This window comes from Mycolicibacterium iranicum, assembly GCF_014190915.1.
Lineage (GTDB): Bacteria > Actinomycetota > Actinomycetes > Mycobacteriales > Mycobacteriaceae > Mycobacterium > Mycobacterium iranicum_B.
Window position 1 is genome coordinate 153,958 of sequence record NZ_JACHVU010000009.1, and the last position, 26,020, is coordinate 179,977.

The window sequence follows — 26,020 nt, forward strand, 5'->3', positions numbered from 1 at the left end:
AGGCCAGCGTATCGAACGTCCCGGCGGTATTCGACACGCGTCGACCCGGTGGCCGCTAGGTTGACCGGTATGGCGACGCGGCTCTGCGTGGTGGGCAGTGTCAACGCCGACCTGACCTACACCGTCGACGCCCTGCCGAGGCCGGGCCAGACCGTGCTGGCGTCGTCGCTGGCCTTCGCGCCGGGCGGCAAGGGCGGTAACCAGGCGGTGGCAGCGGCGCGGGCGGGTGCGATCGTGCATCTGGTCGCCGCGCTGGGTACCGACGGGGCGGCCGACCAGCTGCGCACCCATCTGGAGCGCAACGACGTCGCGCTGGCCGGCGTCGTCACGGTGCCAGGTCCCAGCGGTTCCGCGGCGATCCTGGTCGACGCCGCCGCCGAGAACTGCATCGTGGTCGCCCCCGGCGCGAACGGCCACCTGAATTTGAGCTCGCCGGCGTTGCAGGCGGTGGTGGCGGACAGCGACGTCGTGCTGCTGTCCCTAGAGATCCCGCAGGAGACCGCGGTGGTGGCGGCCCGCGTCGCCCGCTCGGCCGGCGCGACCGTGGTCCTCAACGCCTCCCCCGCCCCGGACGATCCGTCGGTCTTCACCGGCCTGGTCGACGTCGTGATCGTCAACGAGGACGAGGCGCCGTGGTGGACCGCCCACGACGGCGCGGTACCGCACCTGATCGTCACGCGGGGTGCCCGCGGCGCGAGCCACATCGGGGATCCGACATTCGACACCCCCTCGCCCGCAGTCGAAGCGCTCGACACCACCGGCGCAGGCGATGTGTTCGCCGGCGTGCTCGCCGCCTCGTGGCCGCGAGGCGTGCCCGATGCCCTGGCGCGGGCATGTGCGGCCGGCGCGCTGGCGACACTCACTCCCGGAGCCGGCGACTGTGCCCCTTACAGTGAGGCCATCGAGGACGTCCTGAGCGCGTCCTGAGCCGACGGGAGGACCGCCCCATGACGACCGCACCCCGACCTCCCGACGGCGACTGGCTCGGCACGCCGTACCTGCACTTCACCCGCGAGGGGCCGTTCGGGGTCTGCCGGCTCGACAGGCCCGAGGCGCGCAACGCGATGACCCCGGCGATGTACTTCGGCATCAAGTACGCGGTCAAACACGTCGAGTCCGACCCCGATCTGGCCGGCCTGCTGATCACCGGGACCGGCGACGTCTTCGCGCCCGGGGGCGACATGGGTGGCGGCGGGGGCGACAACTGGATGACGTTCGGGCCGGCACTGGGGATGGACGCACTGCCGTTCGACACCCTGCGACAGTCGGCGAAACCGGTGGTGGCCGCGGTCAACGGACTGTGCCAGGGCGGTGGCCTGCAGATCGCGCTGTGCGCCGACATGGCGGTGGTCAGCGACCGCGCGACGTTCCGCGTGCCGGAGCTGTACCGCGGGATCGCCGACACCTACTACAGCCACATGCTGGCACGGCTGATCGGCCCGGTGCGTACGCGTGACCTGATGCTGACCGGCCGGACGCTGACCGCCGAGGAAGCCCACGACTGGGGCATGGTCGCGCGGATCGTCGCCCACGACGAGCTCGCCGACGCGGCCCGCGACGTGCTGGCGGCCTGCTGCCGGACCGCGCCGCACGCCCGGTCGGTGATCAAGTCGAGCCTGGACAACTACATCGGTCTGTACGACCGCATCGGCATGCAGGCCAGCCTCGGCGCGCCCGAATCGATCGAGGGGTTCATGGCGTTCAAGGAGCGCCGCTCGCCGGAGTGGGTGCACCCGGATCTGCGGACCGACGGTCGCCTCTGACAGTTCAGCTATAGCTGAATACAGAATCTGCTGTATCGTCCTGAGGATGCAGACGGTACTCGACAGCAGCGCTCTGGCCCGGTTCGGCTGCGCGCTGTCCGATCCGACCCGCGCCGAAATCCTGCTGATCCTGCGCGACGGGCCCGGCTACCCGTCCGAACTCGCGGAGCGGATCGGCGTCTCCCGCCAGATCCTGTCCAATCACCTTGCGTGCCTTCGAGGTTGCGGACTGGTGACGGTGAGCCCCGAGGGCAGACGCAGCCGCTACGACCTCGCCGACCCGCGGATCGCCCACGCGCTCACCGACCTCCTCGGCCTGGTGCTCGACGTGGATCCGGCCTGCTGTCCGGTATCCGACGACCAGGGGTGCTGCTGATGCCGGTCGATCTCGACCGTCGCGCCGTCCTGACCCGGCGGGTGCGTCTGCTGGTCGCCGCGACGATCACCTACAACCTCGTCGAGGCGGCCGTTGCCCTGACCGAAGGCGTGCGGGTCTCGTCGGCAGCGTTGATCGGATTCGGTCTCGACTCCCTCGTCGAGGTCTCCTCCGCGGCGGCGGTGGCCTGGCAGTTCTCCGCCCGGGACCCCGAGACCCGCGAGAAGGCGACCCTGCGGTTCATCGCGTTCACCTTCTTCGCCCTGGCCGCCTACGTCGCGGTCGATGCGATCCTCACCCTCGCGGGATGGCGCGAGACGCAGCCCTCACCCCTCGGCATCGTCGTCGCGGCGGCCAGCCTGGCGATCATGCCTGCGCTGTCCTATGCCCAGCGGCGCACCGGGCGTGAACTCGGATCCGCGTCCGCCGTGGCCGACGCGAAGCAGACGCTGCTGTGCACCTACCTGTCCGCTGTACTGCTCGGCGGCCTGGTCCTGCACGCCACGACGGGGTGGACATGGGCCGATCCGGTGGCGGCGCTGGGCATCGCCGCGCTCGCCGTGCGCGAGGGCGTGGAGGCGTGGCGCGGCGACCCCTGCTGCGGCTGAGGGCTATTCGGTGGGGATGGAGCGCTCGATCTCGTCGAGCCAGGTCCGCGCCGACATGTCCGACGGGGCACGCCAATCCCCCCGCGGGGACAGCGACCCCCCGTGGGACACCTTGGGCCCGTTCGGTAGTGCGGAACGCTTGAACTGCGAGAACGAGTAGAAGCGCTCCGCGAAGACCTGCAGCCAGTGCCGGATCTCCTTGAGGGAGTAGGACGGCCGCTTGTTGTCGGGGATTCCCGGCGGCCAGTCGCCCTCGGCCGCGTCGCTCCAGGCATGCCAGGCCAGGAACGCCACCTTCGAGGGCCGGAAACCGTAGCGCAGCACCTGGAACAGCGAGAAATCCTGCAGCACATACGGACCGACCTTGTCCTGGCTGCTCTGGATCTCCTCGTCCTCGCCGGCAGGGACGAGCTCGGGGCTGATCTCGGTGTCGAGCACCGACTGCAGGACCTCGTTGACCGCGTCCTCGAACTGTTCAGAGGAGATGACCCAGCGGATCAGGTGCTGGATCAACGTCTTGGGAACCCCGCCGTTGACGTTGTAGTGGGACATCTGGTCACCTACGCCGTAGGTCGACCAACCCAGTGCGAGTTCGGAGAGATCGCCGGTGCCGAGCACGATTCCGCCGCGCTGGTTGGCCAGCCGGAACAGGTAGTCCGTGCGGAGACCGGCCTGCACGTTCTCGAACGTGATGTCGTAGACCTTCTCCCCTCGGGAAAAGGGGTGGTCGATCTCGGACAGCATGATCTCCGCGGTCTGGCGGATGTCGATCTCGGAGAAGGTCACCCCGAGTGTCTCGCCGAGGCGCACGGCGTTGCTCTTGGTGCGGTCACCCGTCGCGAAGCCGGGCAGCGTGAACGCGAGGATGTCGCTGCGCGGACGGCCGAGCCGGTCCATCGCGCGCGCCGCGACGATCAACGCGTGGGTGGAATCCAGCCCACCGGAGACACCGATGACGATCTTCGGCGAACCGATGGCCCGTAGCCGCTGCTCCAGCCCCGACACCTGGATGTTGTAGGCCTCGTAGCAGTCCTGTTGCAGGCGTGAGTAATCCGACGGCACGAACGGGAACCTCTCCACCTCGCGCCGCAACCCGATGTCGCCGGGGGGCGGGTCGAGCAGGAACTCGATGCGCCGGTAGTCGTCGGCCTCGATCCCGTGGTGGACACGGTTGTCGTCGAACGTTCCCATCCGGATGCGTTCGGCCCGCAGGAGTTCCAGGTCGACATCGGCGACCGAGCGGCGCACCCCCGACGGGAAGCGTTCGGACTCGGCCAGGCAGACGCCGTTCTCCCAGATCATCGTCTGGCCGTCCCAGGCCAGGTCGGTGGTCGACTCGCCCTCGCCCGCCGCGGCGTAGATGTAGGCGGCGAGGCATCGCGACGACGCCGAGCGGGCCAGCAGAGTGCGGTCCTCGGCACGACCGATGGTGATCGGACTGCCCGACAGGTTCGCCAGCACCGTGGCCCCGGCCAGCGCCGCCTCGGCGCTCGGCGGGATGGGCACGAACATGTCCTCACAGATCTCGACGTGCAGAACCAGGCCCGGGACATCGGTGGCGCAGAACAACAGGTCGGGACCGAAGGGCACCTCCGCGTCACCGATGCGGATGGTCCCCCGCACGTCGTCGCCCGGCGCGAGTTGCCGGCGTTCGTAGAACTCGCGGTAGGTGGGCAGGTAGGACTTCGGCACCACACCGAGCAACCGGCCGCGGTGGATGACCACCGCGGTGTTGTAGACCCGGTTGCCGAACCTCAGCGGCGCGCCCACCACGAGCACCGGCATCAGGGCGGCCGACTCGGCGACGAGCCGCAGCACCGCCTCGTGCACGGCCTCCAGCAGGGCGTCCTGCAGCAGGATGTCCTCGATCGAATATCCCGACAGCGTCAACTCCGGGAAGACGGCGACGGCTACGCTGTCGGCGTCGCAGTCCCGCGCCACCTCCAGCACGGTGTCCGCGTTCCCCACGGGATCGGCGAGCGACACCGGCTGCGTACACGCAGCGACCCGGACAAAACCCTGCTGATACGCCGAGTAGAAATCCATGGCCCCATTGTTGCCCGTCCTCGCCCGCGATATTCCTGGCCCGTGCCGCCACATCCCGGCCGCACCTTCCTATCGCCGGACGCCACGGACATCCGTCGACGAGCTTCCGCGGGTGTCGGCCCGCTGACCAGCACCGACGCGGCCGCCGGACCCGATCACCTACATTCGTAGGGGTGGAAGCACCGGAACTGGTCGCCCTACTGCAGGGCAGACGCGTCGCGGTGCTGACCGGCGCCGGCATCTCCACCGACTCGGGCATCCCCGATTACCGCGGGCCCGACTCTCCTCCGAGCAACCCGATGACGATCCGCCAGTTCACCACCGACGCGCAGTTCCGGCAGCGCTATTGGGCCCGCAATCACCTGGGGTGGCGGCACATGGACCGGACGCAACCCAACGCGGGGCACCGGGCGCTGGCGACGCTGGAGCGGGCCGGGGTGGTGACCGGGCTGATCACCCAGAACGTGGACCTCCTGCACACCAAGGCGGGCAGCAGGAACGTCATCAACCTGCACGGGACCTACGCGCAGGTGGTCTGCCTGAACTGCGCGCGCACCATGCCGCGCGCCGCGCTCGCCGATCTGCTGGAGGCGGCCAACCCCGGTTTCGCCGAGAGGGCCGCATCGGTGGGCGGCATCGCCGTGGCCCCCGACGCCGACGCCGTGGTCGACGACACCGCGACGTTCCGGATCGTCGACTGTCCGCACTGTGGCGGCATGCTCAAACCCGACATCGTGTACTTCGGCGAGAGCGTGCCCAAAGGACGTGTGGACGAGGCGTATTCGATGGTGGACGCCGCCGACGCGCTGCTGGTGGCCGGATCGTCGCTGACGGTGTACTCGGGCTACCGCTTCGTCCGGCACGCCGCCGCGGCGAAGATCCCGGTCGCCATCATCAATCGCGGCCGCACCCGGGGAGACGATCTCGCCTCCGTCACGCTCGACAGCGGGTGCTCACCGATGTTGGCGCTGCTGGCCGACGAACTGCCCGCGGTCGCCACTACAGCCTGACCTCACACGGCGACGAGATCGTCGGCATGCACTGCGGGCCTGCGCATCTCGGCAGGAAGATCCGACGTGGACCGGCCCAGCATGGTCGCCAGCTCCGCCGCGTCGTAGGCGACGACCCCGCGGGCCACCATCTCGCCTTCGTGATCGCGCAGTTCGACGACGTCGCCCCCGTAGAACCTCCCGGACAGTGCGGTGATGCCGGCGGGCAGCAGTGAGCGACGCTGGCGCACCACCGCCCTGACCGCACCCTCGTCGAGGGTCAGCGCCCCGGACGCCTCTGCGGCGTAGCGCACCCAGAATCTGCGGGCGGACATCCGCTCCGGACGGGGTGCGAAAACCGTTCCCACGGAGGCGCTCTCGAGGGCAGCGGCCGCATCGGAGGCCGCTGCGAGCAGCACCGGCACACCGGCGTCGGCGGCGAGCAGCGCCGAGGACAGTTTCGACGCCATACCACCGGTGCCCAGATGGCTTCCCCGCCCGGCCGTCACCCCCTGCAGATCGTTCGGTCCGGAGACCTCGGAGATGAAGCGCGCCGGATTCTGCGGCGACGCCTTGCGCGGATCCCCGTCGTAGAGGCCGTCGATATCGCTGAGCAGTATCAGCGCGTCGGCCCCGATCAGGTGGGCCACCAGTGCCGACAGCCGGTCGTTGTCGCCGAACCTGATCTCGTTGGTCGCCACAGTGTCGTTCTCGTTGACGATCGCCACCGCGTGCAGCGCGCGCAGCCGGTCCAGGGTGCGCTGAGCGTTGGTGTGCTGCACCCGCATCGAGATGTCGTGGGCGGTGAGCAGCACCTGCCCCACCGTGCGCCCGTACCGTCCGAACGCAGCACTCCAGGAATTGACCAGCGCAACCTGTCCCACGCTGGCCGCGGCCTGCTTGGTGGCGAGGTCGGTGGGCCGTTTGGTCAGCCGCAGCGGCTCGATGCCGGCCGCGATCGCACCGGAGGACACGATCACGACATCGGACCCGGACTTCATCCGCGCTTCGATGGCGTCGGCCAGGTACTGCAGCCTGCCCGCATCGAACTCACCCGACGGATTCGTCAGCGCGGTGGTACCGATCTTGACGACGACCGACCGCGCGCCGCGGATGGCGTCCCGGTGCTCGCTCACTCTTCGTCGTCGCCCTGCCTGCGCGCCTTCCGCGCGGCCTTGCGTTCGTCGGCGCCGACACGTTCGGTCTGTTCGAGCCGGATGTCGGTGCCGCGGCCCGACATGTGCACGTCCACCCCGGCCGGTGTCTGGGGCTCCCAGTCGAACGTCATGTCCCCGATGGTCACCGCGCACCCGGGCCGCGCACCCTGCTTGAGGAGTTCGTCTTCGACGCCCAGACGCGCCAGGCGGTCACCGAGGTAGCCGACGGCCTCGTCGTTGTCGAAGTTCGTCTGGGCCACCCACCGCTGCGGCCTCGTGCCCTTGACGACGAACCCGCCGTCGCCGTCGGACTCGACGCTGAACGAGGTCTCGTCGACGGCGATGGGCCGGATGACGGCGCGCCGCGGCACCGCGGCAGGCTGGGTCGCGCGGTACGCCGCAACCATGTCCCAGAGGGCGAACGTCAAGGGGCGCAGCCCTTCCCGCGCCACGGTCGAGATCTCGTACACCGGCCAGCCGAACCTCTGCTCAACCTCGTCGCGGACGAAGTCGGCGAGCTCGCGCGCATCCGGCACGTCGATCTTGTTCAGCACGACCGCGCGGGGGCGCTCGGCCAGGTCGCCCAGTGTCGAATCCCCCTGTAGCGTCGGCACGTACGCCGCGATCTCGGCCTCCAGGGCCTCGATGTCGGAGATCGGATCGCGACCCGGCTCCAGCGTCGCGCAGTCCACGACGTGGACCAGCACCGCGCAGCGTTCGATGTGACGGAGGAAGTCCAGGCCCAGGCCGCGCCCCTCCGAGGCACCCGGGATCAGACCGGGGACATCGGCGACGGTGAAGGTGTGCTCCCCCGCCGAGACGACACCGAGATTGGGGGCCAGGGTGGTGAAGGGGTAGTCCGCGATCTTGGGCTTGGCCGCAGAGATGGCCGACACCAGCGACGACTTGCCCGCCGAGGGGAATCCCACCAGGCCGACGTCGGCGACCGTCTTGAGCTCCAGGGTGAGGTCGCGGCTCTCGCCCTTCTCGCCCAGCAGCGCGAAGCCGGGGGCTTTGCGCGCCCGCGACGCCAGGGCCGCGTTTCCGAGGCCTCCCCGGCCGCCGGCCGCGGCCTCGAACCGGGTGCCCGTTCCGACCAGGTCGGCGAGTATCTGCCCCTGCTCGTCGAGTACGACGGTCCCATCGGGGACCTTCACTTCCAGATCGGCTCCCGCGGCGCCGTCCCGGTTGCTGCCGGCGCCCTGCTTGCCCGACGGGGCCACCACATGCGGATGGAAGTGGAAGTCCAGGAGGGTGTGCACCTGGGGGTCGACGACGAAGACGATACTTCCGCCGCGCCCACCGTTGCCGCCGTCGGGGCCACCGAGGGGCTTGAACTTCTCGCGGTGTACCGAGGCGCAGCCGTTACCGCCGTTGCCCGCCCGCGCGTGGATGACAACGCGATCGATGAAGCGGGGCATCGGACGTCCTTTCCATGACGAAATCTACGTTTTGCAGGCCTGAGCGCGAGGGCCGTCGGTGCAAAACGTCGATCTCGGCGTCGAGGACCTCAGGCGTCGGTGCGCGCGACGCGGACGATGTTGACGAACTTGCGTCCGCGCTTGGTGCCGAACTCCACCGCGCCGGGGGCGGTCGCGAACAGCGTGTCGTCGCCGCCACGGCCGACGTTCACGCCGGGGTGGAAGTGGGTGCCGCGCTGGCGGACGAGGATCTCGCCGGCCTTGACGATCTGCCCGCCGAAACGCTTGACGCCGAGCCGCTGCGCATTGGAGTCACGACCGTTGCGTGAGCTGGAAGCGCCCTTCTTGTGTGCCATGTGTGTCGCTCCCGTCGTTACTTGATGCCGGTGACCTTGAGCACCGTCAACTGCTGACGGTGACCCTGGCGCTTGTGATAGCCGGTCTTGTTCTTGAACTTGTGGATACGGATCTTGGGGCCCTTGGTGTGCTCGAGAACCTCGCCGGTCACCGCGACCTTCTCCAGCGCCGAGGCGTCGGTGGTGACGTTCGCACCGTCGACGACCAGTGCGACCGGCAGCGAGACCGACGCACCGGGCTCGACGTCGAGCTTCTCCACCTTGACGATGTCACCGGCTGCGACCTTGTACTGCTTGCCACCGGTCTTGACGATCGCGTACGTGGCTGTATTCGCTGCCATCGCTTGGTCTTCCTCTGCTCTGCGTGCGGGCGCGCATCACCGGGGGTGTGCGTGCGGGTCTGGGTGGGGATCTCGTCCCCGTCTCCGGCCGGCTGTGGGCAGGCCCTGGAGACAACTGGTCAAGGGTACGTGACCAGCGGGGAGAGGGTCAAACCGCTCAGTCGCGGCTCGGCGGACCTGCGGGTCGCGCCGCGGCGCGCCGGCGCTGTCTGCCTACCGGGGCCGCGACGACGGGTTCGTCGTCCTCGTCCTCGTCATCGGAGTCGTCCTCGTCATCGGAGTCGTCATCCTCGTCATCTGAGAAGTCGTCCTCGTCCTCATCGGAGTCGTCGTCCTCGTCCTCATCAGAGTCGTCGTCCTCGTCCTCGTCGTCGAGCTCGTCGATGTCGTCCTCGTCGTCCTCGGAGTCGTCGTCCTCGGAGTCTTCGTCGTCATCGAGGTCGATCTCGTCCGTGTCGTCGTCGGAGTCCTCGTCCGTATCGTCGTCGGTGTCGTCGTCCTCCGACTCGTCGTCGGAGTCCTCGTCACCGAACTCGTCGTCCGTGTCGTCCGTGTCGTCCGAGACGACCGCGGCGGCGTCGGCATCGAGCTCGCCGACATCCTCGGCGACGGCGGTGCCCTCGTCGGTGTCGCCGTCCTCGTCATCCTCATGCTTGCCGTTGGCCGCGGCCATCGCCTTGAACATCGGATGCTCACCGGGCGAGTGCGCGGGCACCTTGACGACCGGGACTTCCTGTTCGGTCCGTCCGCCACGCTTGCCGCGCTTGCTGCGGCGTCCCCCGCCTCCGCCGCCGCCACCGCCGGCGCCGCCCGATTCGGCCTTGCGGCCGTTGGACGCCGACATCGAATCGACCGGATCGCCGTGCAACACGATGCCGCGCCCCGCGCAGTGCGAGCAGGTGGTCGAGAACGCCTCGACCAGACCCGTCCCCAGCCGCTTCCGGGTCAGCTGCACCAATCCCAGCGACGTCACCTCGGACACCTGGTGGCGTGTGCGGTCACGGGCCAGCGCCTCGGTCAGACGTCGCAGCACCAAGTCCCGGTTCGACTCCAGCACCATGTCGATGAAGTCGATGACGACGATGCCGCCGATGTCGCGCAGCCGCAGCTGGCGCACGATCTCCTCGGCCGCCTCCAGGTTGTTGCGGGTGACGGTCTGCTCGAGGTTGCCGCCCGATCCGGTGAACTTGCCGGTGTTGACGTCGACGACCGTCATCGCCTCGGTGCGGTCGATGACGAGCGTGCCGCCCGACGGCAGCCAGACCTTGCGGTCCATCGCCTTGGCCAACTGCTCGTCGATGCGGTGCACCGCGAACACATCCGGGGCCGTCCCGCCTTCGGAGTTACCAGCGGGCTCGTACTTCGTCATCCGCGGCAGCAGCTCGGGTGCGACCGCGTTGACGTAGTCGTTGATGGTGTTCCACGCGTCGTCGCCCGACACGATCAGGCCGGAGAAGTCCTCGTTGAACAGGTCGCGGATGACCTTGACCAGCACGTCGGGCTCTTCGTACAGCGCGACCGCGGCGCCGGCCTTCTTCTTGGTGATCTCGGCGGCCTTGGCCTCGATCTCGGTCCACCGCTGCTGCAGGCGTTCGACATCGCTGCGGATGTCCTCTTCCTTGACGCCCTCCGAGGCGGTCCGGATGATCACGCCGGCGTCCGACGGGACGACCTCACGCAGGATCTCCTTGAGCCTCTGCCGCTCGGTGTCGGGCAGCTTGCGGCTGATGCCGGTCGACGACGCACCGGGGACATAGACCAGGTAGCGCCCGGCCAGCGACACCTGGGTGGTCAGACGGGCGCCCTTGTGCCCGACGGGGTCCTTGCTCACCTGCACGACGACGTAGTCGCCGGGCTTGAGGGCCTGCTCGATCTTGCGCTGCGCACCCCCGAGACCCGCGGCCTCCCAGTTCACCTCGCCGGCGTAGAGCACACCGTTGCGTCCGCGGCCGATGTCGACGAACGCCGCTTCCATCGACGGGAGCACGTTCTGCACGATGCCGAGGTAGATGTTGCCGACCAGCGAGACCTGCGCCGCCGACGTCACGAAGTGCTCGACCACCACGCCGTCTTCGAGGACGGCGATCTGGGTGTAGCGGGCGCCCTCGTGGGGCGGTTCGGTGCGCACCTTGTCGCGCACGACCATCGTGCGCTCCACGGCTTCGCGGCGGGCCAGGAACTCGGCTTCGGACAGGATGGGCGGTCGGCGCCGTCCGGCGTCGCGCCCGTCCCGCCGACGCTGGCGCTTGGCCTCCAGCCGGGTGGAGCCGCTGATGCCCTGGATCTCGTTGTCCGACGACGACTTCTCCGACCGCCCGGACTTCCGGGGTTCGCGTTCGTGGACGACGGTGTTGGGCGGATCGTCGGGTGCGCCGTTGCTGTCGCCGTCCTCGTCGGAACCGGACTTGCGGCGACGTCGCCGGCGGCGGCGGCGGCTGTTTCCGTCGCCACCGGAACCGTCGTCCTCGCCCGCATCGTCGTCGGTGTCGTCGTCGGATTCGGACTTGTCGGTCTCGGCGTCGCCGTCGGTGTCACCGTCGGCACCCGGCTCGTCGCCGTTCTGCTCCCCGCGACCACGGCCACGGCCACGGCGGCCGCGTCGGCGCCGCTTGGCGGCCGGCCGCTCGGCGTCGTCACCGTCACCGTCCGCGTCGCCGGCCTCGGTGTCGCCGGCGTCGTCGACGTCGTCGCTGTCGGCGGTGTCCTCCTCGGCCTCGTCGTACGGCTCTTGGAATCGCACCGGCTGAGGCGCCACGAACAGCGGCAGGTAATCGGCGGGTTCGGTGGTGGGGCCGGACGCGGGCGCCTCCAGGATCAGCCGTGACTCCGGCTCCTCCTCGGCGGTCTCGCCACCGTTTGGCGCGTCGTCGGCATTCGCTGCCGGAGCCTCGTCCGGCGTTGCCGACGGCGCCTCGGGCTGCACAGCAGCCTCGGCGGCGTCGGTGGTGGGCTCATCGGCCGGTGCGGGGGCGGCGTCGGGCTCCGGGGCGGCCAGCACCTCGCGGACGCGGTCGGCCTCCTCCCGGCCCACGGTGGAGTGCGCACTGCGGGCGCGGCCGTCGACCTCGAGGAGCGCGTCGATGATGCGCCTGCTGGTGGTGCCGAGCACCCTCGCCAGCGAATGAACTCTCAGCTTCTCGGGCGCCGGAGCGGTCTTTGCTTCCGCGGGGGCGTCAGCCGGCTGCTGCGGCTCCTGCCCGAGGTCGTGAGTTGATGCGTCAAGATTCTCATTGTCGGCCACGTATTCTCCTCAAGCCCCCGGGCGCGTCAGTTTGCTAACGCGGCCACGCGAGGGCTTCCGATTATTCGTCCGAGCTACCTACGCCCGAACCTCTTATGGTCTCGCTCCGGGCGATCCCGAAGGAACGGTCCCGGTGCCGGTCTGAATGATGGCTGGACGGTCTGCGCCGCACCGCGGTAGCGATGGTCGCGCTCGTCGAAGTCTTCATTCGGGCGGCCGACCCGGGTTGTAAGGCCGGTCACCCGCGACCAGTATCCCACACCGCGGAGGCGGAACCGATAAGGCCGGGTTAGCTCGCGGCGCGAACCCTAGGAACCGGGGAACCAGAGGTCGATTTCGCGGGCCGCCGAATCTGGTGAATCGGAGCCGTGCACCAGGTTGAACTGGGTCTCCAGGCCCAGGTCACCGCGGATCGTGCCGGGGGTGGCCTTCTCCACGGGATCGGTGCCGCCGGCCAGCTGCCGGAACGCGGCGACGGCGCGAGGGCTCTCCAGGATCGCCGCGACCACGGGGCCCGAGGTGATGAATTCGAGCAGCGACGGGAAGAACGGCTTGCCCTCGTGCTCGGCGTAATGGGCACGTGCCAGCTCGTCGCTGACGTTCTTCAGCTCCAGGGCGGCGACGGTCAGGCCTTTGGCTTCGATCCGGCTGATGATCTCTCCGATGAGGCGGCGCTGGACGCCGTCGGGCTTGATCAGGACGAGAGTTCGCTCAGTCACGCCGGACAGCTTAATCGCCGGCCGGTCGCTGCCCCGGCAGCAGGCCCCGCTTCTGCCTGCGCAGCACCTCGGCCCGCAGGTAGACGATGAGCAACCAGACCACGACGAACAGCAGGCCGATGAAGCCGACGCCCGGGTAGACGACCCAGCCGGCGACCAGCAGCAGCTGAATGCCGAGATTGGCCCAGATGGCCCACGGGCGGCCCTGGATGCCGGCCATCAGCACCAGCAGCACGGCGACGCCGACGACGTAGCCCACGGAGAAACCCGTCAGACCGGGCCCCACGGCGCCGACCACCGGGAGGGCCAGCAGCACGACGATCGCCTCCAGGATCAGCGTGCCCGCCATCACCCCGCGGAAGCTCTTCCACGGATCCGGTGGCGTGGCGCCGGGACCAGGTGCGCCGGAACCGGGTGTGTCGGGACCGGGTGCGCCGGGCACCGCGTCGTCGCTCATGCCGGGTCCTTTCCGAACAGCGTGCGGGCGGCACCCGCGGTCACCACCGAACCGGTGATCACGATGCCGGCTCCGCTCATCCCCGCCCCGTCGGCATCGCTGCCGGACTCTTCGACGATCGCGGTGGCCGTCTCGATCGCATCGGCGAGCGTCGACGCGGTGATCACCCGCTCGGGCCCGAAGATCTCCTCGGCCTTGACGGCCAGCGCCGCGACCTCCAACGCCCGCGGTGAGCCGTTGTGGGTGACGACGATCTGATCCAGGGCGGGCTCGAGGGCGGCGAGGATCCCGTCGACGTCCTTGTCCCCCATGACCGACACGACGCCGACGAGGTAGCGGAAGTCGAACTCGTCGCGCAACGCCTCCGACAGCGCGGCGGCGCCCGCCGGGTTGTGCGCGGCATCGATGAACACGGTCGGCGCACTGCGCAGGCGCTCCAGACGCCCCGGCGACGTCACGGCGGCGAAACCGGCACGCACGGCGTCGACGTCGAGCTGGCGTTGCGCGCCGGCGCCGAAGAACGCCTCGACGGCGGCCAGGGCGAGTACCGCGTTGTGCGCCTGATGGTCGCCGTGCAGCGGCAGGAACATCTCCGGATAGACCCCGCCGAGCCCCTGCAGCTCGAGCATCTGACCGCCGATGGCCACCTGCCTGCTCAGCACCCGGAACTCCGAATCCTCGCGCGCCACAGCCGCATCCGCGCGCACCGTCTGCGCGAGCAGGACCTCCATCGCCTCCGGCACCTGGCGGGCGATCACCGCGACCGTGTCGGTGGGCACGAGGTCGTCTTCCTGCTTCGTGATGATCCCGGCCTTCTCGCCGGCGATCTCGGCGATCGTGCCGCCGAGGTAGTCGACATGGTCCACGCCGATCGGGGTGATGACGGCGACGGGGGCGTTGACCACGTTGGTCGCGTCCCACCGGCCGCCGAGGCCGACCTCGACGACCGCGACGTCGATGGGGGCGTCGGCGAAGGCGGCGAACGCCATCGCGGTGACCACCTCGAACTTGCTCATCCGGGGGCCACCGGACGCCTCGGACTGCTGATCGACCAGTTCGACGAACGGTTCGATCTCGCGATAGGTGTCCACGTAGGCCGCCGGACTGATCGGTCTGCCGTCGATGGAGATGCGTTCGACGGCCGACTGCAGGTGCGGACTCGTGGTGCGCCCGGTCCGGCGGTGCAGCGCCGTCAGCAGCGCGTCGACGATCCTGGCCACCGACGTCTTGCCGTTCGTCCCCCCGATGTGGATGGACGGGTAGCCGCGCTGGGGAGAACCGAGCATCTCCAGCAGCGCGGTGATCCGCGCGGTGCTCGGCTCGATCTTCGTTTCCGGCCAGCGCTGGTCCAGCAGGTGCTCGACCTGCAGCAGCGCGGCGACCTCGTCGGGCGTCGGTTCGGTCATGAGAGGGCGGCCAGGCGAGCCGTGATCCGCTCGACTTCCTCCCCGGCGACCTGCTGGCGGGCGCGGATCTTGTCGACGACCTCCGCGGGCGCCTTGGCCAGGAACGCCTCGTTGCCGAGCTTGGCCGAGGTGCCCGCGAGCTCCTTCTGGGCGACGGCGAGGTCCTTCTCCAGCCGACGGCGTTCCGCCTCGACATCGACCGTGCCGGAGGTGTCCACCTCGACCACCACGGTGGCCGACGACAATCTGACCTCGACCGACGCCGACGGGGTGAAGTCCTCGGCCGGCGGGGTGAGCCAGGCCAGGGCCGTGACCGCCGGCACGTGCGAATCCAGGCCGGCCGCGGCGATCTCCGACAGTCGCGCCGGCACCTTCTGCCGGTCCCCGAGGCCCTGGTCGCTGCGGAACCTGCGCACCTCGGTGATGAGCTTCTGCATGTCCGCGATCCGTTGCGAGGCAGCGGGATCGACGCCGTGGCCGGTGGGTGCCGGCCAGTCGGCGACCACCAGCGACTCTCCCCCGGTCAGCGCCTTCCAGAGCACCTCAGTGACGAACGGCATCACCGGGTGCAACAGCTTCAGCAGGGTGTCCAGCACCGCCGCCAGCACCGCGGTGGTATGCGAAATGCCCTCGCTCAATTGAACTTTCGCGAGCTCGACGTACCAGTCACAGAATTCGTCCCAGGCGAAGTGGTACAGCGACTCGCAGGCCCGGTTGAACTCGTAGGCATCGAGTGCGGTGTCCACGTCCACGCGCACCTCTTCGAGGCGGCCGAGGATCCAGCGGTCGGCATCGGTGAGCGCGGCCATCGGCGGCAGCTCGGCGGGGCTGGCGCCGTTGAGCAGTGCGAACCGCGTCGCGTTGAACAGTTTGGTCGCGAAGTTCCGCGACGCGCGCGCGTGGTCCTCACCGATCGCGAGGTCGCCACCCGGGCTCGCGCCGCGCGCGAGCGTGAACCGCAGCGCGTCGGCGCCGAACATCTCCACCCAGTCCAGCGGGTCGATGCCGTTACCGCGCGACTTGCTCATCTTGCGGCCGAACTCGTCGCGGATCAGGCCGTGCAGGAACACGTTCTCGAACGGAACTCGGGGGCGTCCGCTCTGTGTGCCGCTCGGGGCGAGGACCGGATCGTCACCGACGAACGTGCCGAACATCATCATCCGGGCCACCCAGAAGAAGAGGATGTCGTACCCGGTGACCAGCACGGTGGTCGGATAGAACTTGTCGAGTTCGGGGGTGTGGTCCGGCCACCCCATCGTCGAGAAGGGCCACAGCGCCGAGCTGAACCAGGTGTCCAGGACGTCGGCATCCTGCTCCCACCCCTCCGGCGGCGTCTCGTCGGGGCCGACGCACACGGTCTGGCCGTCGGGGCCGTGCCAGATCGGGATGCGGTGCCCCCACCACAGCTGGCGCGAGATGCACCAGTCGTGCATGTTGTCCACCCAGGCGAACCATCGCGGTTCCAGGCTCGCGGGGTGAATCACCGTGTCCCCGTTGCGGACTGCGTCACCGGCGGCCTTGGCCAGCGATTCGACCCTGACCCACCACTGCAGGCTCAGCCGCGGTTCGATCGGCTCGCCGCTGCGCTCGGAGTGCCCCACGCTGTGCAGGTACGGGCGCTTCTCGGCGACGATGCGGCCCTGAGCGGCCAGCGCCTCGCGCACCGCGACGCGCGCCTCGAAACGGTCCATGCCGTCGAACTGCGTTCCGGTGTCGGCGATCCGGCCCTTGGTGTCGAGCATCGTGGGCATCGGCAGCTGGTGGCGCAGGCCGATCTCGAAGTCGTTCGGATCGTGCGCGGGTGTGACCTTGACTGCGCCGGTGCCGAATTCGGGATCGACGTGCGAATCCGCGACGACGACGATGTCGTGGTCGAGGAACGGGTGGGGCAGCGTGGTGCCGACGAGATGGCGGTAGCGATCGTCGTCGGGGTGCACGGCGATCGCCGTGTCGCCGAGCATGGTCTCCAGCCGGGTGGTGGCGACCACGATGTGCGGCTCGGCGTCGTCCATCGAGCCGTAGCGGAAGGACACGAGCTCGCCCTCGACATCTTCGTACTTGACCTCGAGATCCGAGATCGCGGTCTCCAGCACCGGGGACCAGTTGACCAGCCGCTCGGCCTGGTAGATCAGCCCGGCGTCGAAGAGCCGTTTGAAGATCGTGCGCACCGCCCGCGAGAGCCCGTCGTCCATCGTGAAGCGGTCGCGGCTCCAGTCGACGCCGTCGCCGAGGCGGCGCATCTGGGCGCCGATGGTGCCGCCGGACTCACGCTTCCAGTCCCAGACCTTGTCGATGAACAGCTCGCGACCGAAGTCCTCCTTGGTCTTGCCGTCCACGGCGAGCTGCTTCTCGACCACGGTCTGCGTGGCGATGCCGGCGTGGTCCATACCGGGCAGCCACAGCACCTCGTAGCCCTGCATGCGCTTGCGCCGGGTGAGCGCGTCCATCAGCGTGTGGTCCAGGGCGTGGCCCATGTGCAGGCTGCCGGTCACATTGGGAGGGGGCAGCACGATCGAGTACGGCGGCTTCTCGCTGGTCGGATCGGCGGTGAAGTAGCCGGCCTTGACCCAGCCTTCGTACAAATCGCTCTCGACCGCCCCCGGATCCCAGGACTTGGGCAGGGCGTCGAGCGCGGGGACGCTGTGTGCGTCACCGTGGGCGTGGGGCTGGGAGGTCACCGCGCCATTCTAGGAACCGGCCGCCGCCCGCCGCGTGCCGCCCAAGCGCGGCATCGGCGATCTGAGGGCGTCCGGCTAGTTCAGACGTGTGACGTCGAGCGACACCTGAGCCGCCGGGAAGCGGGCGAGCAGTGCGTCACCGATCGCCGCCGCCGGCGTCAGGATCCCGTGCAGGTCGGGCAGAGTGTCCCGATCGAGCGCCAGCGCCAGCCCGCTCTCGCCCAGCAAGACCGATGTCGCCTTGTAGCCAGGGTCGCCCTGCTGCGACATCCGCGCGACATAGCGCACCCCCTGCGACGTCGTGGTGTACGTCTCGACGGTGTAGTGCCCCCGCTCGCGGGTCTGTTCGCTGGGTCCGGTGCCCGCCTTGGGCAGCACCCTTTCCAGCGCCCCCTGCGGCACCCGGTTGATGAAGCGGCTGCCGAGTTCCATCGTCGCGACGTTCCCGGCGGTGGCCATCGCCGCCACCAGCGGTGCGCCGACGGAGCGTCCGGTACTCATCTGCTCGGCGTACTCGAACCTTCTGCCGTAGGCGAAATCGAGCAGCGCATTGCTGCGGCGCACGATCCGGGTGTTCGGCAGCGCCATCGCGAACGCCCCCACCCAATACCCGTCGAGCTCGGGGGCGATGTCGCGACCGCGCCGCCACCGCGCGTCGGGCTGGGCCCCCAGTTCCGGCTCGGCCCCGCGGTCAGGGGTCAACGTGTACGGGTCGTTGAGGAGCCGCCGCGCCTCGGGATCCAGAGCGGCCTCCCGGGCCAGCTCGGTCATCGATGCCACCGTTCCGCCGGAGACGCCGCCAGCGAATCGGCGCACTACGCAATTGGTGTCGCCCAACTGACCGGCGCCATCTTTCTCAGCCTGACGGAACAGCGCGAAAACGGTGAGATCGGAAGGGATGGAATCGAATCCGCAGGCGTGGACGATACGGGCGCCGGTGTCGGCAGCCTGCTTGTGGTACAGGTCGATCGCCTTGCGCACGAACAGGGTCTCGCCCGTCAGGTCGGCGTAATCGGTGCCTGCGGCCGCGCACGCGGCCACCAGCGGCAGGCCGTAACGCAGATACGGCCCCACGGTGCTGACGACGACGCGGGTGGTGGCGGCCATCGCGTTGATGGTCGAGGGCGCAGACGCGTCGGCGATGATCAGCGGCCAGTCCTGCGCCGCCTCGCCGAGGGAGTCGCGCACCGCGAGCAGCCGCTCCCTGGAACGTCCGGCCAGCGCGATGCGGGCGCTGCTGCCCGCGGAGGCCAGGTACTGGGCCGTCAGTTTCCCGACGAAGCCGGTGGCGCCGTAGAGGACGATGTCGTGTTCACGGTCGCTTGCGCTCATTGCGCCGACGCTACCCGAGCAGCTCCGGGGCTTCGATGTCCTGGCCGAGCACATGGCGGGCCAGGAACGCCTGGACAACCTGGTACCAGATCTTGGCGTGCTGCGGGCGCTGCACCCAGTGGTTCTCGGACGGGTAGTAGAGGAAACGGTGCACGGTGGTGCCGTCGGCGGCCGCGGGCAGAGCCGACCGGCTGAGCAGCTCGTACCACAGCCGCAGCGCTTCGCCGATCGGGACGCGGTAGTCCTTGTCGCCGTGGATCACCAGCATCGGGGTGTTGATGTCGGAGACGAAGAGGTGCGGCGAATTGGCACTGGTCATCTCCGGGGTCATCTCCCGGGCCCACCAGTAGCCACCGTCGGTGGTCGCGCCGAACTGGTCGAGCGCCCACAGGCTCGCGTGGGTGACGATCGCGGCGAACCGGTCGGTGTGCCCGGCGATCCAGTTGGCCATGTAACCGCCGAACGATCCGCCCATCGCCGCGGTCCGCGTCTCGTCGATCCGCGGATCGGCGCACGCCGCATCGGTGATGGCCATCAGATCGGTGTACGGTGCGAAACCCCAGGCACCCCAGCCGCTTTGGATGAAGTCCTGGCCGTAGCCGGTGGACAGCGCCGGGTCGGGCAGCAGCACCGCGTAGCCCTGCGCGGCCATCAGCCAGGGATTCCAGCGCCAATGCCAGGCGTTCCAGCTCGCCAGCGGACCGCCGTGGATCCACAGCAGCAGCGGCGCGGGCCCCTCCCCGCGGGGAAGGACCATCCAGGCCCGGACGGGCCGACCGTCGTCGGCGACGGTGGAGATCTCGGTCAGCGTGCCGGGAAGCTCCGGCAGCGCAACGCATTCGAGCGAGTGCACTGCGCCGTCGGCGTCGATGCGGACCGGATGGGCGGGTGTGGCGTAGGAACTTCGCAGAGCGAACAGCACACCGCCGGGTGCGCTGCGCACGTCGGAGTACGTGAAGTCGTCGGACACGATCGTGCGCACCGCCCCGGACCCGGGGTCGACCGCGTAGACGGGACCGCGGCCGTTGTCGTCGGCAGTCACGATCACAGACGAGCCGTCCGCCGACCAGGCCACCGACGTCGGCCATCGGTCCCAGTCGAGCGTCAGCTCCGTAGGTTCACCGCCGAGGCGCACGACACACAGCGTGATCCGTGGGGCGCGCTGCGGCGAGGAGATCGTCTCCCGGATGTAGGCCACCGTCTGCCCGTCGGGCGAGATCGCCGGCGTACCGACGTCCGCGCCGGCGTCGTCGACGACCGTGGTCCGCTCACCCGTGCCGAGGTCGATCCGCACCAGCGTGCTGCGGACGGCTGCCCCGGGGGCGGGCACACCCCACACGGCAATCACGAAGTCCCCGTCGGGACTGACATCGAAGCTGGTGTCGCGCAATGCTTCTCCGGGCGCCGGGGTGATGTCCCGGGGGGCGTCGCCGACGGCGAACAGATGCGTCTGCGCCGGGCCGAGATCATGGTCCCAGGCCCTGACCGGGTAGCCGGTGTGCAGCACCGCCGACACCTTGGCGTCCTTGCGCGCACGCCGGAGTTTCTCGTCGGCACCGAGATCGGTGGCCGACGGAAGCATCGAGGACGCGAACACGGTGGTGCCCCCCGAGGAGACGACTGCGTCCACTCCCGCGGGCAGCCTCGCGACCTCGAAAGCCTCTCCCCCCGCTGCGGGTAGACTCCACAGCGACTTCGGCGGTTTGTCGTCGTCGGCGGTCGGCCGTGCGGCCAGGAACAACAGGTCGCCCGCAGCCGTGAACTCCGGCGACGACTCCCCCGCGGGGCCGTGGGTGATGCGCCGGGCCGGCCCGCCATCCGTATCCAGTTCCCACAGCGCGCTGACGAACTCGGTTCGTGAGTCGTCGAGCCCGACGACGGTCGTCACCACCCGGGTTCCGTCGGGCGAGACGGCCACGCCGGACACACGCGGCAATGCCAGGAACTCGTCGAGGTCGTCGAAGGGCGTCGCCGACACGGGTACCGCGGCCATGCCCTCTTCGTAACACGGCCGGGGTTCGGGACCGAAGCCCGGCCGGGCTTCGGGGCCGCGACGGCCGGGCTTCGGGGCCGCGACGGTGGCCGCCCCGACCCACCACGTCGATAAGGTCGACGACATGCCAGCGCACATCACCGTCGTCGGCGCGGGTATCGCCGGCCTCGCCGCAGGCGTGGCGCTGCAGCGTGCCGGTCACTCGGTGACCGTCCTGGAGCAGCGCACCGACCTCGGCTCAGGTTCGGGAATCAGCATCTGGCCCAACGCTCTCGCGGCGCTGGACGAGATCGGCGTCGGCGACCACGTCCGGCAGGCCGGCGGACGGGTGACCGCGGGGGCGATCCGGTGGCGCGACGGCACCTGGTTGCGGCGACCGGCGACGCAACGCATCGTCGACGCACTCGGCGAGCCGCTGGTCGTGGTTCGGCGGTCCGCGCTGACCGACATCCTGCGATCCGCGCTGGCCCCACGCAGCCTTGACACGGGGATTGCGGCGACGGGACTGTCACTGGCGGGAGCATCGGTGCAGGTGCAGATCTCCGACGGCACTTCGCGCACCACGGATGCGGTGGTCGGCGCCGACGGGGTCAATTCGGTGGTGGCGCGGACGCTGAACGGCGCCTTGCGAACCCGATACACCGGATACACCGCCTGGCGCGGGGTCGCCCGGTATGCCCTGAACCCTGAGCTGGGCGGTGAGACGCTGGGGCCGGGAACCCAGGTCGGCCATGTGCCGCTGGGCCCCGACCACACGTACTGGTTCGCCACCGAGCGCGCACCCGAGGGGACGCGGGCACCGGACGGTGAGCACGCTCATCTGACCGCCAAGCTGGCCGGCTGGGCCGATCCCATCCCGGCACTCGTGGCGCACACCGACCCCGAGGACCTGTTGCGCAACGACCTGTACGACCGTGCCCTTGCGGGGCACTGGTCGCAGGGGCCGGCCGTGCTCATCGGCGATGCGGCGCATCCGATGCGGCCCCACCTCGGCCAGGGAGGCTGTCAGGGCATCGAGGACGCCGCGATTCTGGCCCGCTTCACCGAGCTGGCTCCGGACCTGCCGACCGCGTTCGACCGCTTCGGCGCGTTCCGCACCCGGCGGGTGCGGCCACTGGTCCGCGAGGCGCAGATGATCGGCCGGATCATCAACCTCCGGCCCGCGGCCCTGGGCGGGCTCGCCGGCCGTGCCACGGCGTGGATCCCGGAGCGCGCGGTGACGTCGCACCTCGCGTGGATCGCGGCGAGGTCGGCATTCGTCTTGCCGACCGCCACCGACGTCGCCGGCTGAAGGGCGAGTGAGGCGCCCGGCTCAGCGCGCCGAGCGCGGCACGAACAGAGCCGTGCACATCTTGCGGAGATCGACGATTCCGCCGAGCACCGAGGTCGGCATCCCTGCGCATCCGTTCGTGGCGACGGGCCTGGTGGCCGGCACCGGCGCCTGAGTGGCCGGGCTACCCCACACCTGGGCGGCCATGCCCTTGGCTCCGCACTTCGGCCAGGCTTTCAGACCCTGGGTGCGCAGCACGTTCTCGGCGACCCTGATCTGCTCGCGCCGCGGCGCGGCCGCCGGGTTGCCGATCCCGCCATTGGCCGACCACGTGGTCTGCTTGAACTGCAGTCCTCCGAAATGACCGTTACCGGTGTTGATCCCCCAGTTACCGCCCGACTCGCACTGCGCGATCGCGTCCCAGTTGACCGAGTCGGCGCGAGCCGTGGCGGTGCCGCCCTCCATCGCCATCGGAACAGCGGCGAGCGCTCCGGAGATCGAGGCGGCCATGAGGCCCTTGCTGACAATCTGACGAACATTCATCTCTGCGGTCCTTCCCCGACCGTTTGTGACACAAGGCCCGCAGGTGAAAAGTGCTGCTCTTTCACGGTGCGGCTACCTGCAGTGTCGAGTGATGCGGGTCACCTGTTACCGAAGAGGCGAAAGTTTTAGCAGTTGCTTATATGACGTAAGGGGCTTCTGAGAAGAAAGAGGTATTTGCCTCCGCAAAACCCAAAAGCGGCGCCGACCGAGGGTCGGCACCGCTTTTGTGGTGTGGGTGGCGTCAGCCGTGCGTGCCGCAGACGGGCCACGCACCGATGCCCTGCGTCTGCAGGACGTTGTTGGCGACGCGGATCTGCTCTTCGCGACTGGCGTTGTGCGGGGATCCCGAGCCACCGTTGGACTGCCAGGTGCCCATGGTGAACTGCAGGCCGCCGTAGTAGCCGTTGCCGGTGTTAATCCCCCAGTTACCGCCCGATTCGCAGGCGGCGACAGCGTCCCAGTTCACGCCGTCCGCATTCGCGGTGCCGGTCGCCAGGGCCATGGGCGCCACTGCGAGCGCTCCAGCGATGGTGGCCAGACCAAACGTTGTGCGGATGTTCTTCAACTTCGATCCTTTCGCCGAGCGCGCGCCGACGACACCCGAAACGACACACAGGTCGTCCGGGCGTGATGCCTGCAGGGCAGGCGGTGTTGTCGGTTCGTGCCGTCTCGGTCAGGCACGACAGGGGAGGTCGACTCGGACCTCACCGGGCCTCAGACCCGGCAGCCACGGGCGGCGCCTGCCGCCCGGGGTTCCCACTCACACGCTGGTTCGTGGTTTTGAATTATTTGCTCCGTAAGAAGCTGTTTGGGACCGTACAAACCCATTTCGGCAAAGTCATCTCGATCGAGAACGTGTCGCGAGCAGATCACGGAATGATCACGACGGATTATTTCTGTCTTTTGTGCAGGTCAACCGTTTGTTTGACGCGCCTGCCGGATCCAGGCGGGTACTTAGCCGAAGTGAGCCAAATCACCGGCCATTTGTGGCGTGCACCACGGTCCGCAGGCCGCCACCGGAGGGCGATTGCCCGGAACGAGACTGCCCCAGGGCAGAAGACGGCCTGAGAGCGCTCCGCGGTTCGCTGGGTGTCGCCCCCTCAGGCGCGGTGGTTACCCTTGTTTCGCTGCACTACACAATGACTTTCGCGCGGGCACGCACAACGTCTGTTCCGGTACACGATGTCAGACCCGGCGGCGGCTGCCCGAAGGTCCACGCGTGCACTGTGTTCGGCGCGCAGAACCTTCCACCCGCGGCAGGTGCGGGACGTGTCGACGAACTCCGGAACGTCAATGTCGTTGCGCAACAATGCCATCAGGGTGACATCTCCGCGCGGCACGGCGGAGTGTGTTCGTCCCGGGTCAAGAAAAATGCGTTATGCGCACCGGTTTCGCCCTGATGCTAATGAATTCGGTTCCCGCACAGGCGTCTTCATCACGTCGGGTGAAGCACACCTGCAAAGGTGTCGGCGGATTCAGCCCGGGCACCCGATCCGATCACGATCCTGCGCACCGATTCGCCGTCTTCCGATTGTCCGCAGAACTCACGGCATACCGCCTCTGCGTCGTATCGGTGTTTGCTAGCCCAATCGCGGGGGCACCACGGCATCCATATCGGCGGCGGTGTTGACGTTGGCGAGGGCGGGCTGCTCGGGGAGCACGATCCGCTGGGTGTCGACGACGTCCACCAATGCCCGCATGCTGCGCTGCCCGGCAGCGACGAGCTCGCCCACGACAGCGTGCAGTGAGGTCCGGTAGACACCGGCCAGGTAGTGGTCACGGCCGTCCCACGGCACCACCACGTCGACGTTCAGACGACGCGCCGGGTCGGCCACCAGATCGATGATCTCGGGCGTCAGCGCCGGCATGTCCACGGCGCACACGAAGGCGTAGGGAAGGCCGGCCTCGGCAGCAGCACGCAGGCCCCGGCCCGTCGCGAGAAGGGGCCCGACCCCGCCGACCTCGTCACGCAGCAGCACGGCGTCCAGAACGGGCAGTGCCTGGCCCGGCGCGGCGACGACGAAGACCGGCTCACACCGGGCGCCGACCACCTCGACCGTGCGTTCCACGAGCGTGGTCGCACCCCCGGGACCGTCGATCGGCAGGGTCGCCTTGTCGCGGCCCATCCGGCGCGAAGCCCCACCGGCAAGGACAACGGCGGCCAACGGCAGCGATGACGTCACACCGCGACGTTAGCGCAGCTACCTAGGCTGAGTCAGTCAACAGTCCAGGTGTCTTTGCCCCGCAGCAGGGACTGCAGGGCGGCGGTGTCGTGGGCCCTGGATTCCCGGGCCGCCGAGAGCTGCTGGCGGGCCGCGTCGTCGTAGGTCGGCTTGTTCACCTTCCGGAAGATTCCCATGACCATGTGGTCGAGGTTCTGCTCGGACAGGCGCGACAGCGCGAAGGCGTACGCCGGGTCCTGACGGGTGGCGTCATGGACGACGATCTGCCCGCTGGACACGTCGGCCGTCTTGGCGACCTCCAGCCCGTATTCGGACTTGACGACGCAGTATTCGCCGTCGGCGCCGAAGGTGATCGGCTCGCCGTGGGTGACGTTGATGAGACGTTCCTCGGCGCCCTCCTTACGGAGTGCGTCGAACGAGCCGTCGTTGAAGATCGGGCAGTCCTGCATGATCTCGACGAGGGCCGCGCCACGGTGTTCGGCGGCTCCCCGCAGAACCTCGGACAGGCCCTTGCGGTCGGAGTCCAGCGCGCGGCCGACGAACGTCGCCTCGGCGCCGAGCGCCAGCGAGACCGGGTTGAACGGGTAGTCCAGCGAGCCCATCGGCGTGGACTTCGTGACCTTGCCGGTCTCCGACGTCGGCGAGTACTGGCCCTTCGTCAGCCCGTAGATCCGGTTGTTGAACAGCAGGATCGTGATGTTGATGTTGCGGCGGAGCGCGTGGATCAGGTGGTTGCCGCCGATCGAGAGCGCATCGCCGTCACCGGTCACCACCCAGACCGACAGGTCTTCACGGGCGAGCGCGAGACCGGTCGCGATGGTCGGAGCGCGGCCGTGGATCGAGTGGAACCCGTAGGTCTCCAGGTAGTACGGGAACCGGCTGGAGCAGCCGATGCCGCTGACGAACGCGATGTTCTCGCGCCGCAACCCGAGCTCGGGCAGGAAGTTGCGGATGGTGTTCAGGATGACGTAGTCACCGCAGCCGGGGCACCAGCGGACCTCCTGGTCGCTGGTGAAGTCCTTGCCCTTCTGCGGCTGGTCTGTCTTGGGCACCAGGCTGGTCTTCGTCAGCTCGGCGGCCGTCAGCCCCAGGTCACTGCCGATCAAGTCAGTCATTTCGCCTCCTCGCGCGTGCGCTCGTC

22 protein-coding genes are annotated in these 26,020 nt (G+C 69.2%); 6 read left to right on the plus strand and 16 right to left on the minus strand.

Annotation, left to right across the window (positions count from 1 at the left end; translation table 11 throughout):
* The first annotated feature begins 69 nt into the window (after positions 1-69).
* Genes FHR72_RS19235 through FHR72_RS19250 form a run of 4 tightly spaced genes read left to right on the plus strand, consistent with a single transcriptional unit; the run spans position 70 to position 2,747 of the window.
* A complete protein-coding gene (locus FHR72_RS19235) occupies positions 70-927 on the plus strand; it encodes a ribokinase (RefSeq protein ID WP_183471033.1) in 858 nt (285 codons plus the stop codon).
* Between the two features lie 20 nt (positions 928-947).
* Positions 948-1,763: an enoyl-CoA hydratase/isomerase family protein gene (locus FHR72_RS19240; RefSeq protein WP_183471035.1), complete on the plus strand. Its 816-nt coding sequence runs from the start codon at positions 948-950 to the stop codon at positions 1,761-1,763.
* A gap of 46 nt (positions 1,764-1,809) precedes the next feature.
* Positions 1,810-2,139 (plus strand): ArsR/SmtB family transcription factor, encoded by a 330-nt coding sequence (locus FHR72_RS19245; RefSeq protein WP_183471037.1) that lies wholly within the window; start codon positions 1,810-1,812, stop codon positions 2,137-2,139.
* Positions 2,139-2,747, plus strand: a complete 609-nt coding sequence (locus FHR72_RS19250; RefSeq protein WP_183471039.1) for a cation diffusion facilitator family transporter — start codon at positions 2,139-2,141, stop codon at positions 2,745-2,747. The genes FHR72_RS19245 and FHR72_RS19250 overlap by 1 nt, the downstream gene beginning before the upstream one ends.
* Before the next feature lie 3 nt (positions 2,748-2,750).
* Here the strand turns inward: FHR72_RS19250 and FHR72_RS19255 are convergent, their stop codons facing one another.
* A complete protein-coding gene (locus FHR72_RS19255) occupies positions 2,751-4,793 on the minus strand; it encodes an NAD(+) synthase (protein ID WP_183471041.1) in 2,043 nt (680 codons plus the stop codon).
* A 173-nt stretch (positions 4,794-4,966) separates the two neighbouring features.
* Between FHR72_RS19255 and FHR72_RS19260 the strand changes: the two genes are divergently transcribed.
* Positions 4,967-5,803: an NAD-dependent protein deacetylase gene (locus FHR72_RS19260; RefSeq protein ID WP_183471043.1), complete on the plus strand. Its 837-nt coding sequence runs from the start codon at positions 4,967-4,969 to the stop codon at positions 5,801-5,803.
* Between the two features lie 2 nt (positions 5,804-5,805).
* Here FHR72_RS19260 and proB read toward each other — a convergent pair whose 3' ends face one another.
* The 11 genes from proB to FHR72_RS19315 all read right to left on the minus strand — a co-directional run bounded on the left by proB (position 5,806) and on the right by FHR72_RS19315 (position 20,883).
* Positions 5,806-6,918, minus strand: coding sequence for a glutamate 5-kinase (proB, locus tag FHR72_RS19265; RefSeq protein ID WP_183471045.1), 1,113 nt, complete (start codon positions 6,916-6,918; stop codon positions 5,806-5,808).
* Positions 6,915-8,360: a GTPase ObgE gene (obgE, locus tag FHR72_RS19270; RefSeq protein WP_183471047.1), complete on the minus strand. Its 1,446-nt coding sequence runs from the start codon at positions 8,358-8,360 to the stop codon at positions 6,915-6,917. The genes proB and obgE overlap by 4 nt, the downstream gene beginning before the upstream one ends.
* Before the next feature lie 89 nt (positions 8,361-8,449).
* Positions 8,450-8,716, minus strand: coding sequence for a 50S ribosomal protein L27 (rpmA, locus tag FHR72_RS19275; protein WP_183471049.1), 267 nt, complete (start codon positions 8,714-8,716; stop codon positions 8,450-8,452).
* A 17-nt stretch (positions 8,717-8,733) separates the two neighbouring features.
* Positions 8,734-9,057 carry a 50S ribosomal protein L21 gene (gene rplU / locus FHR72_RS19280; RefSeq protein ID WP_183471051.1) on the minus strand — a complete coding sequence of 108 codons (324 nt, stop codon included), beginning with the start codon at positions 9,055-9,057 and terminating at the stop codon, positions 8,734-8,736.
* A 157-nt stretch (positions 9,058-9,214) separates the two neighbouring features.
* Positions 9,215-12,298: a ribonuclease E gene (gene rne / locus FHR72_RS19285; protein WP_183471053.1), complete on the minus strand. Its 3,084-nt coding sequence runs from the start codon at positions 12,296-12,298 to the stop codon at positions 9,215-9,217.
* Between the two features lie 308 nt (positions 12,299-12,606).
* A complete protein-coding gene (gene ndk, locus FHR72_RS19290) occupies positions 12,607-13,017 on the minus strand; it encodes a nucleoside-diphosphate kinase (protein ID WP_183471055.1) in 411 nt (136 codons plus the stop codon).
* A gap of 10 nt (positions 13,018-13,027) precedes the next feature.
* Positions 13,028-13,366: a DUF4233 domain-containing protein gene (locus tag FHR72_RS19295; protein ID WP_260156126.1), complete on the minus strand. Its 339-nt coding sequence runs from the start codon at positions 13,364-13,366 to the stop codon at positions 13,028-13,030.
* Positions 13,367-13,470: 104 nt separating this feature from the next.
* Positions 13,471-14,880, minus strand: a complete 1,410-nt coding sequence (gene folC / locus FHR72_RS19300; RefSeq protein ID WP_183471059.1) for a bifunctional tetrahydrofolate synthase/dihydrofolate synthase — start codon at positions 14,878-14,880, stop codon at positions 13,471-13,473.
* Positions 14,877-17,558, minus strand: a complete 2,682-nt coding sequence (locus FHR72_RS19305) for a valine--tRNA ligase (protein WP_183471067.1) — start codon at positions 17,556-17,558, stop codon at positions 14,877-14,879. Before FHR72_RS19305 ends, folC begins: the two co-directional genes overlap by 4 nt.
* A gap of 75 nt (positions 17,559-17,633) precedes the next feature.
* Positions 17,634-18,890, minus strand: coding sequence for a saccharopine dehydrogenase family protein (locus FHR72_RS19310; protein WP_183471069.1), 1,257 nt, complete (start codon positions 18,888-18,890; stop codon positions 17,634-17,636).
* Positions 18,891-18,900: 10 nt separating this feature from the next.
* Complete coding sequence (locus tag FHR72_RS19315) at positions 18,901-20,883, minus strand: S9 family peptidase (protein WP_183471151.1); 1,983 nt, start codon at positions 20,881-20,883, stop codon at positions 18,901-18,903.
* A gap of 124 nt (positions 20,884-21,007) precedes the next feature.
* Between FHR72_RS19315 and FHR72_RS19320 the strand changes: the two genes are divergently transcribed.
* A complete protein-coding gene (locus FHR72_RS19320; protein ID WP_183471071.1) occupies positions 21,008-22,174 on the plus strand; it encodes an FAD-dependent oxidoreductase in 1,167 nt (388 codons plus the stop codon).
* A gap of 21 nt (positions 22,175-22,195) precedes the next feature.
* On the opposite strand, the gene FHR72_RS19325 is transcribed toward FHR72_RS19320, so the two are convergent.
* The 4 genes from FHR72_RS19325 to FHR72_RS19340 form a co-directional block, all read right to left on the minus strand.
* Positions 22,196-22,696 carry a transglycosylase family protein gene (locus tag FHR72_RS19325; protein WP_183471073.1) on the minus strand — a complete coding sequence of 167 codons (501 nt, stop codon included), beginning with the start codon at positions 22,694-22,696 and terminating at the stop codon, positions 22,196-22,198.
* Between the two features lie 241 nt (positions 22,697-22,937).
* On the minus strand, positions 22,938-23,261 hold the full coding sequence (locus FHR72_RS19330) for a transglycosylase family protein (RefSeq protein WP_183471075.1): 324 nt from the start codon (positions 23,259-23,261) through the stop codon (positions 22,938-22,940).
* Between the two features lie 1,015 nt (positions 23,262-24,276).
* Positions 24,277-24,879: a molybdenum cofactor guanylyltransferase gene (gene mobA, locus FHR72_RS19335; protein WP_183471077.1), complete on the minus strand. Its 603-nt coding sequence runs from the start codon at positions 24,877-24,879 to the stop codon at positions 24,277-24,279.
* A 32-nt stretch (positions 24,880-24,911) separates the two neighbouring features.
* A complete protein-coding gene (locus FHR72_RS19340; protein ID WP_183471079.1) occupies positions 24,912-25,994 on the minus strand; it encodes a 2-oxoacid:ferredoxin oxidoreductase subunit beta in 1,083 nt (360 codons plus the stop codon).
* Positions 25,995-26,020: the final 26 nt, after the last annotated feature.

Coding starts and splice junctions, on each gene's coding strand:
- FHR72_RS19235 (WP_183471033.1), top strand. CDS start 70: ATGGCGACGCGGCTCTGCGTGGTGGGCAGTGTCAACGCCGACCTGACC.
- FHR72_RS19240 (WP_183471035.1), top strand. CDS start 948: ATGACGACCGCACCCCGACCTCCCGACGGCGACTGGCTCGGCACGCCG.
- FHR72_RS19245 (WP_183471037.1), top strand. CDS start 1,810: ATGCAGACGGTACTCGACAGCAGCGCTCTGGCCCGGTTCGGCTGCGCG.
- FHR72_RS19250 (WP_183471039.1), top strand. CDS start 2,139: ATGCCGGTCGATCTCGACCGTCGCGCCGTCCTGACCCGGCGGGTGCGT.
- FHR72_RS19255 (WP_183471041.1), bottom strand. CDS start 4,793: ATGGATTTCTACTCGGCGTATCAGCAGGGTTTTGTCCGGGTCGCTGCG.
- obgE (WP_183471047.1), bottom strand. CDS start 8,360: ATGCCCCGCTTCATCGATCGCGTTGTCATCCACGCGCGGGCGGGCAAC.
- rpmA (WP_183471049.1), bottom strand. CDS start 8,716: ATGGCACACAAGAAGGGCGCTTCCAGCTCACGCAACGGTCGTGACTCC.
- rplU (WP_183471051.1), bottom strand. CDS start 9,057: ATGGCAGCGAATACAGCCACGTACGCGATCGTCAAGACCGGTGGCAAG.
- FHR72_RS19295 (WP_260156126.1), bottom strand. CDS start 13,366: ATGGCGGGCACGCTGATCCTGGAGGCGATCGTCGTGCTGCTGGCCCTC.
- folC (WP_183471059.1), bottom strand. CDS start 14,880: ATGACCGAACCGACGCCCGACGAGGTCGCCGCGCTGCTGCAGGTCGAG.
- FHR72_RS19310 (WP_183471069.1), bottom strand. CDS start 18,890: ATGAGCGCAAGCGACCGTGAACACGACATCGTCCTCTACGGCGCCACC.
- FHR72_RS19315 (WP_183471151.1), bottom strand. CDS start 20,883: ATGGCCGCGGTACCCGTGTCGGCGACGCCCTTCGACGACCTCGACGAG.
- FHR72_RS19320 (WP_183471071.1), top strand. CDS start 21,008: ATGCCAGCGCACATCACCGTCGTCGGCGCGGGTATCGCCGGCCTCGCC.
- FHR72_RS19325 (WP_183471073.1), bottom strand. CDS start 22,696: ATGAATGTTCGTCAGATTGTCAGCAAGGGCCTCATGGCCGCCTCGATC.
- FHR72_RS19340 (WP_183471079.1), bottom strand. CDS start 25,994: ATGACTGACTTGATCGGCAGTGACCTGGGGCTGACGGCCGCCGAGCTG.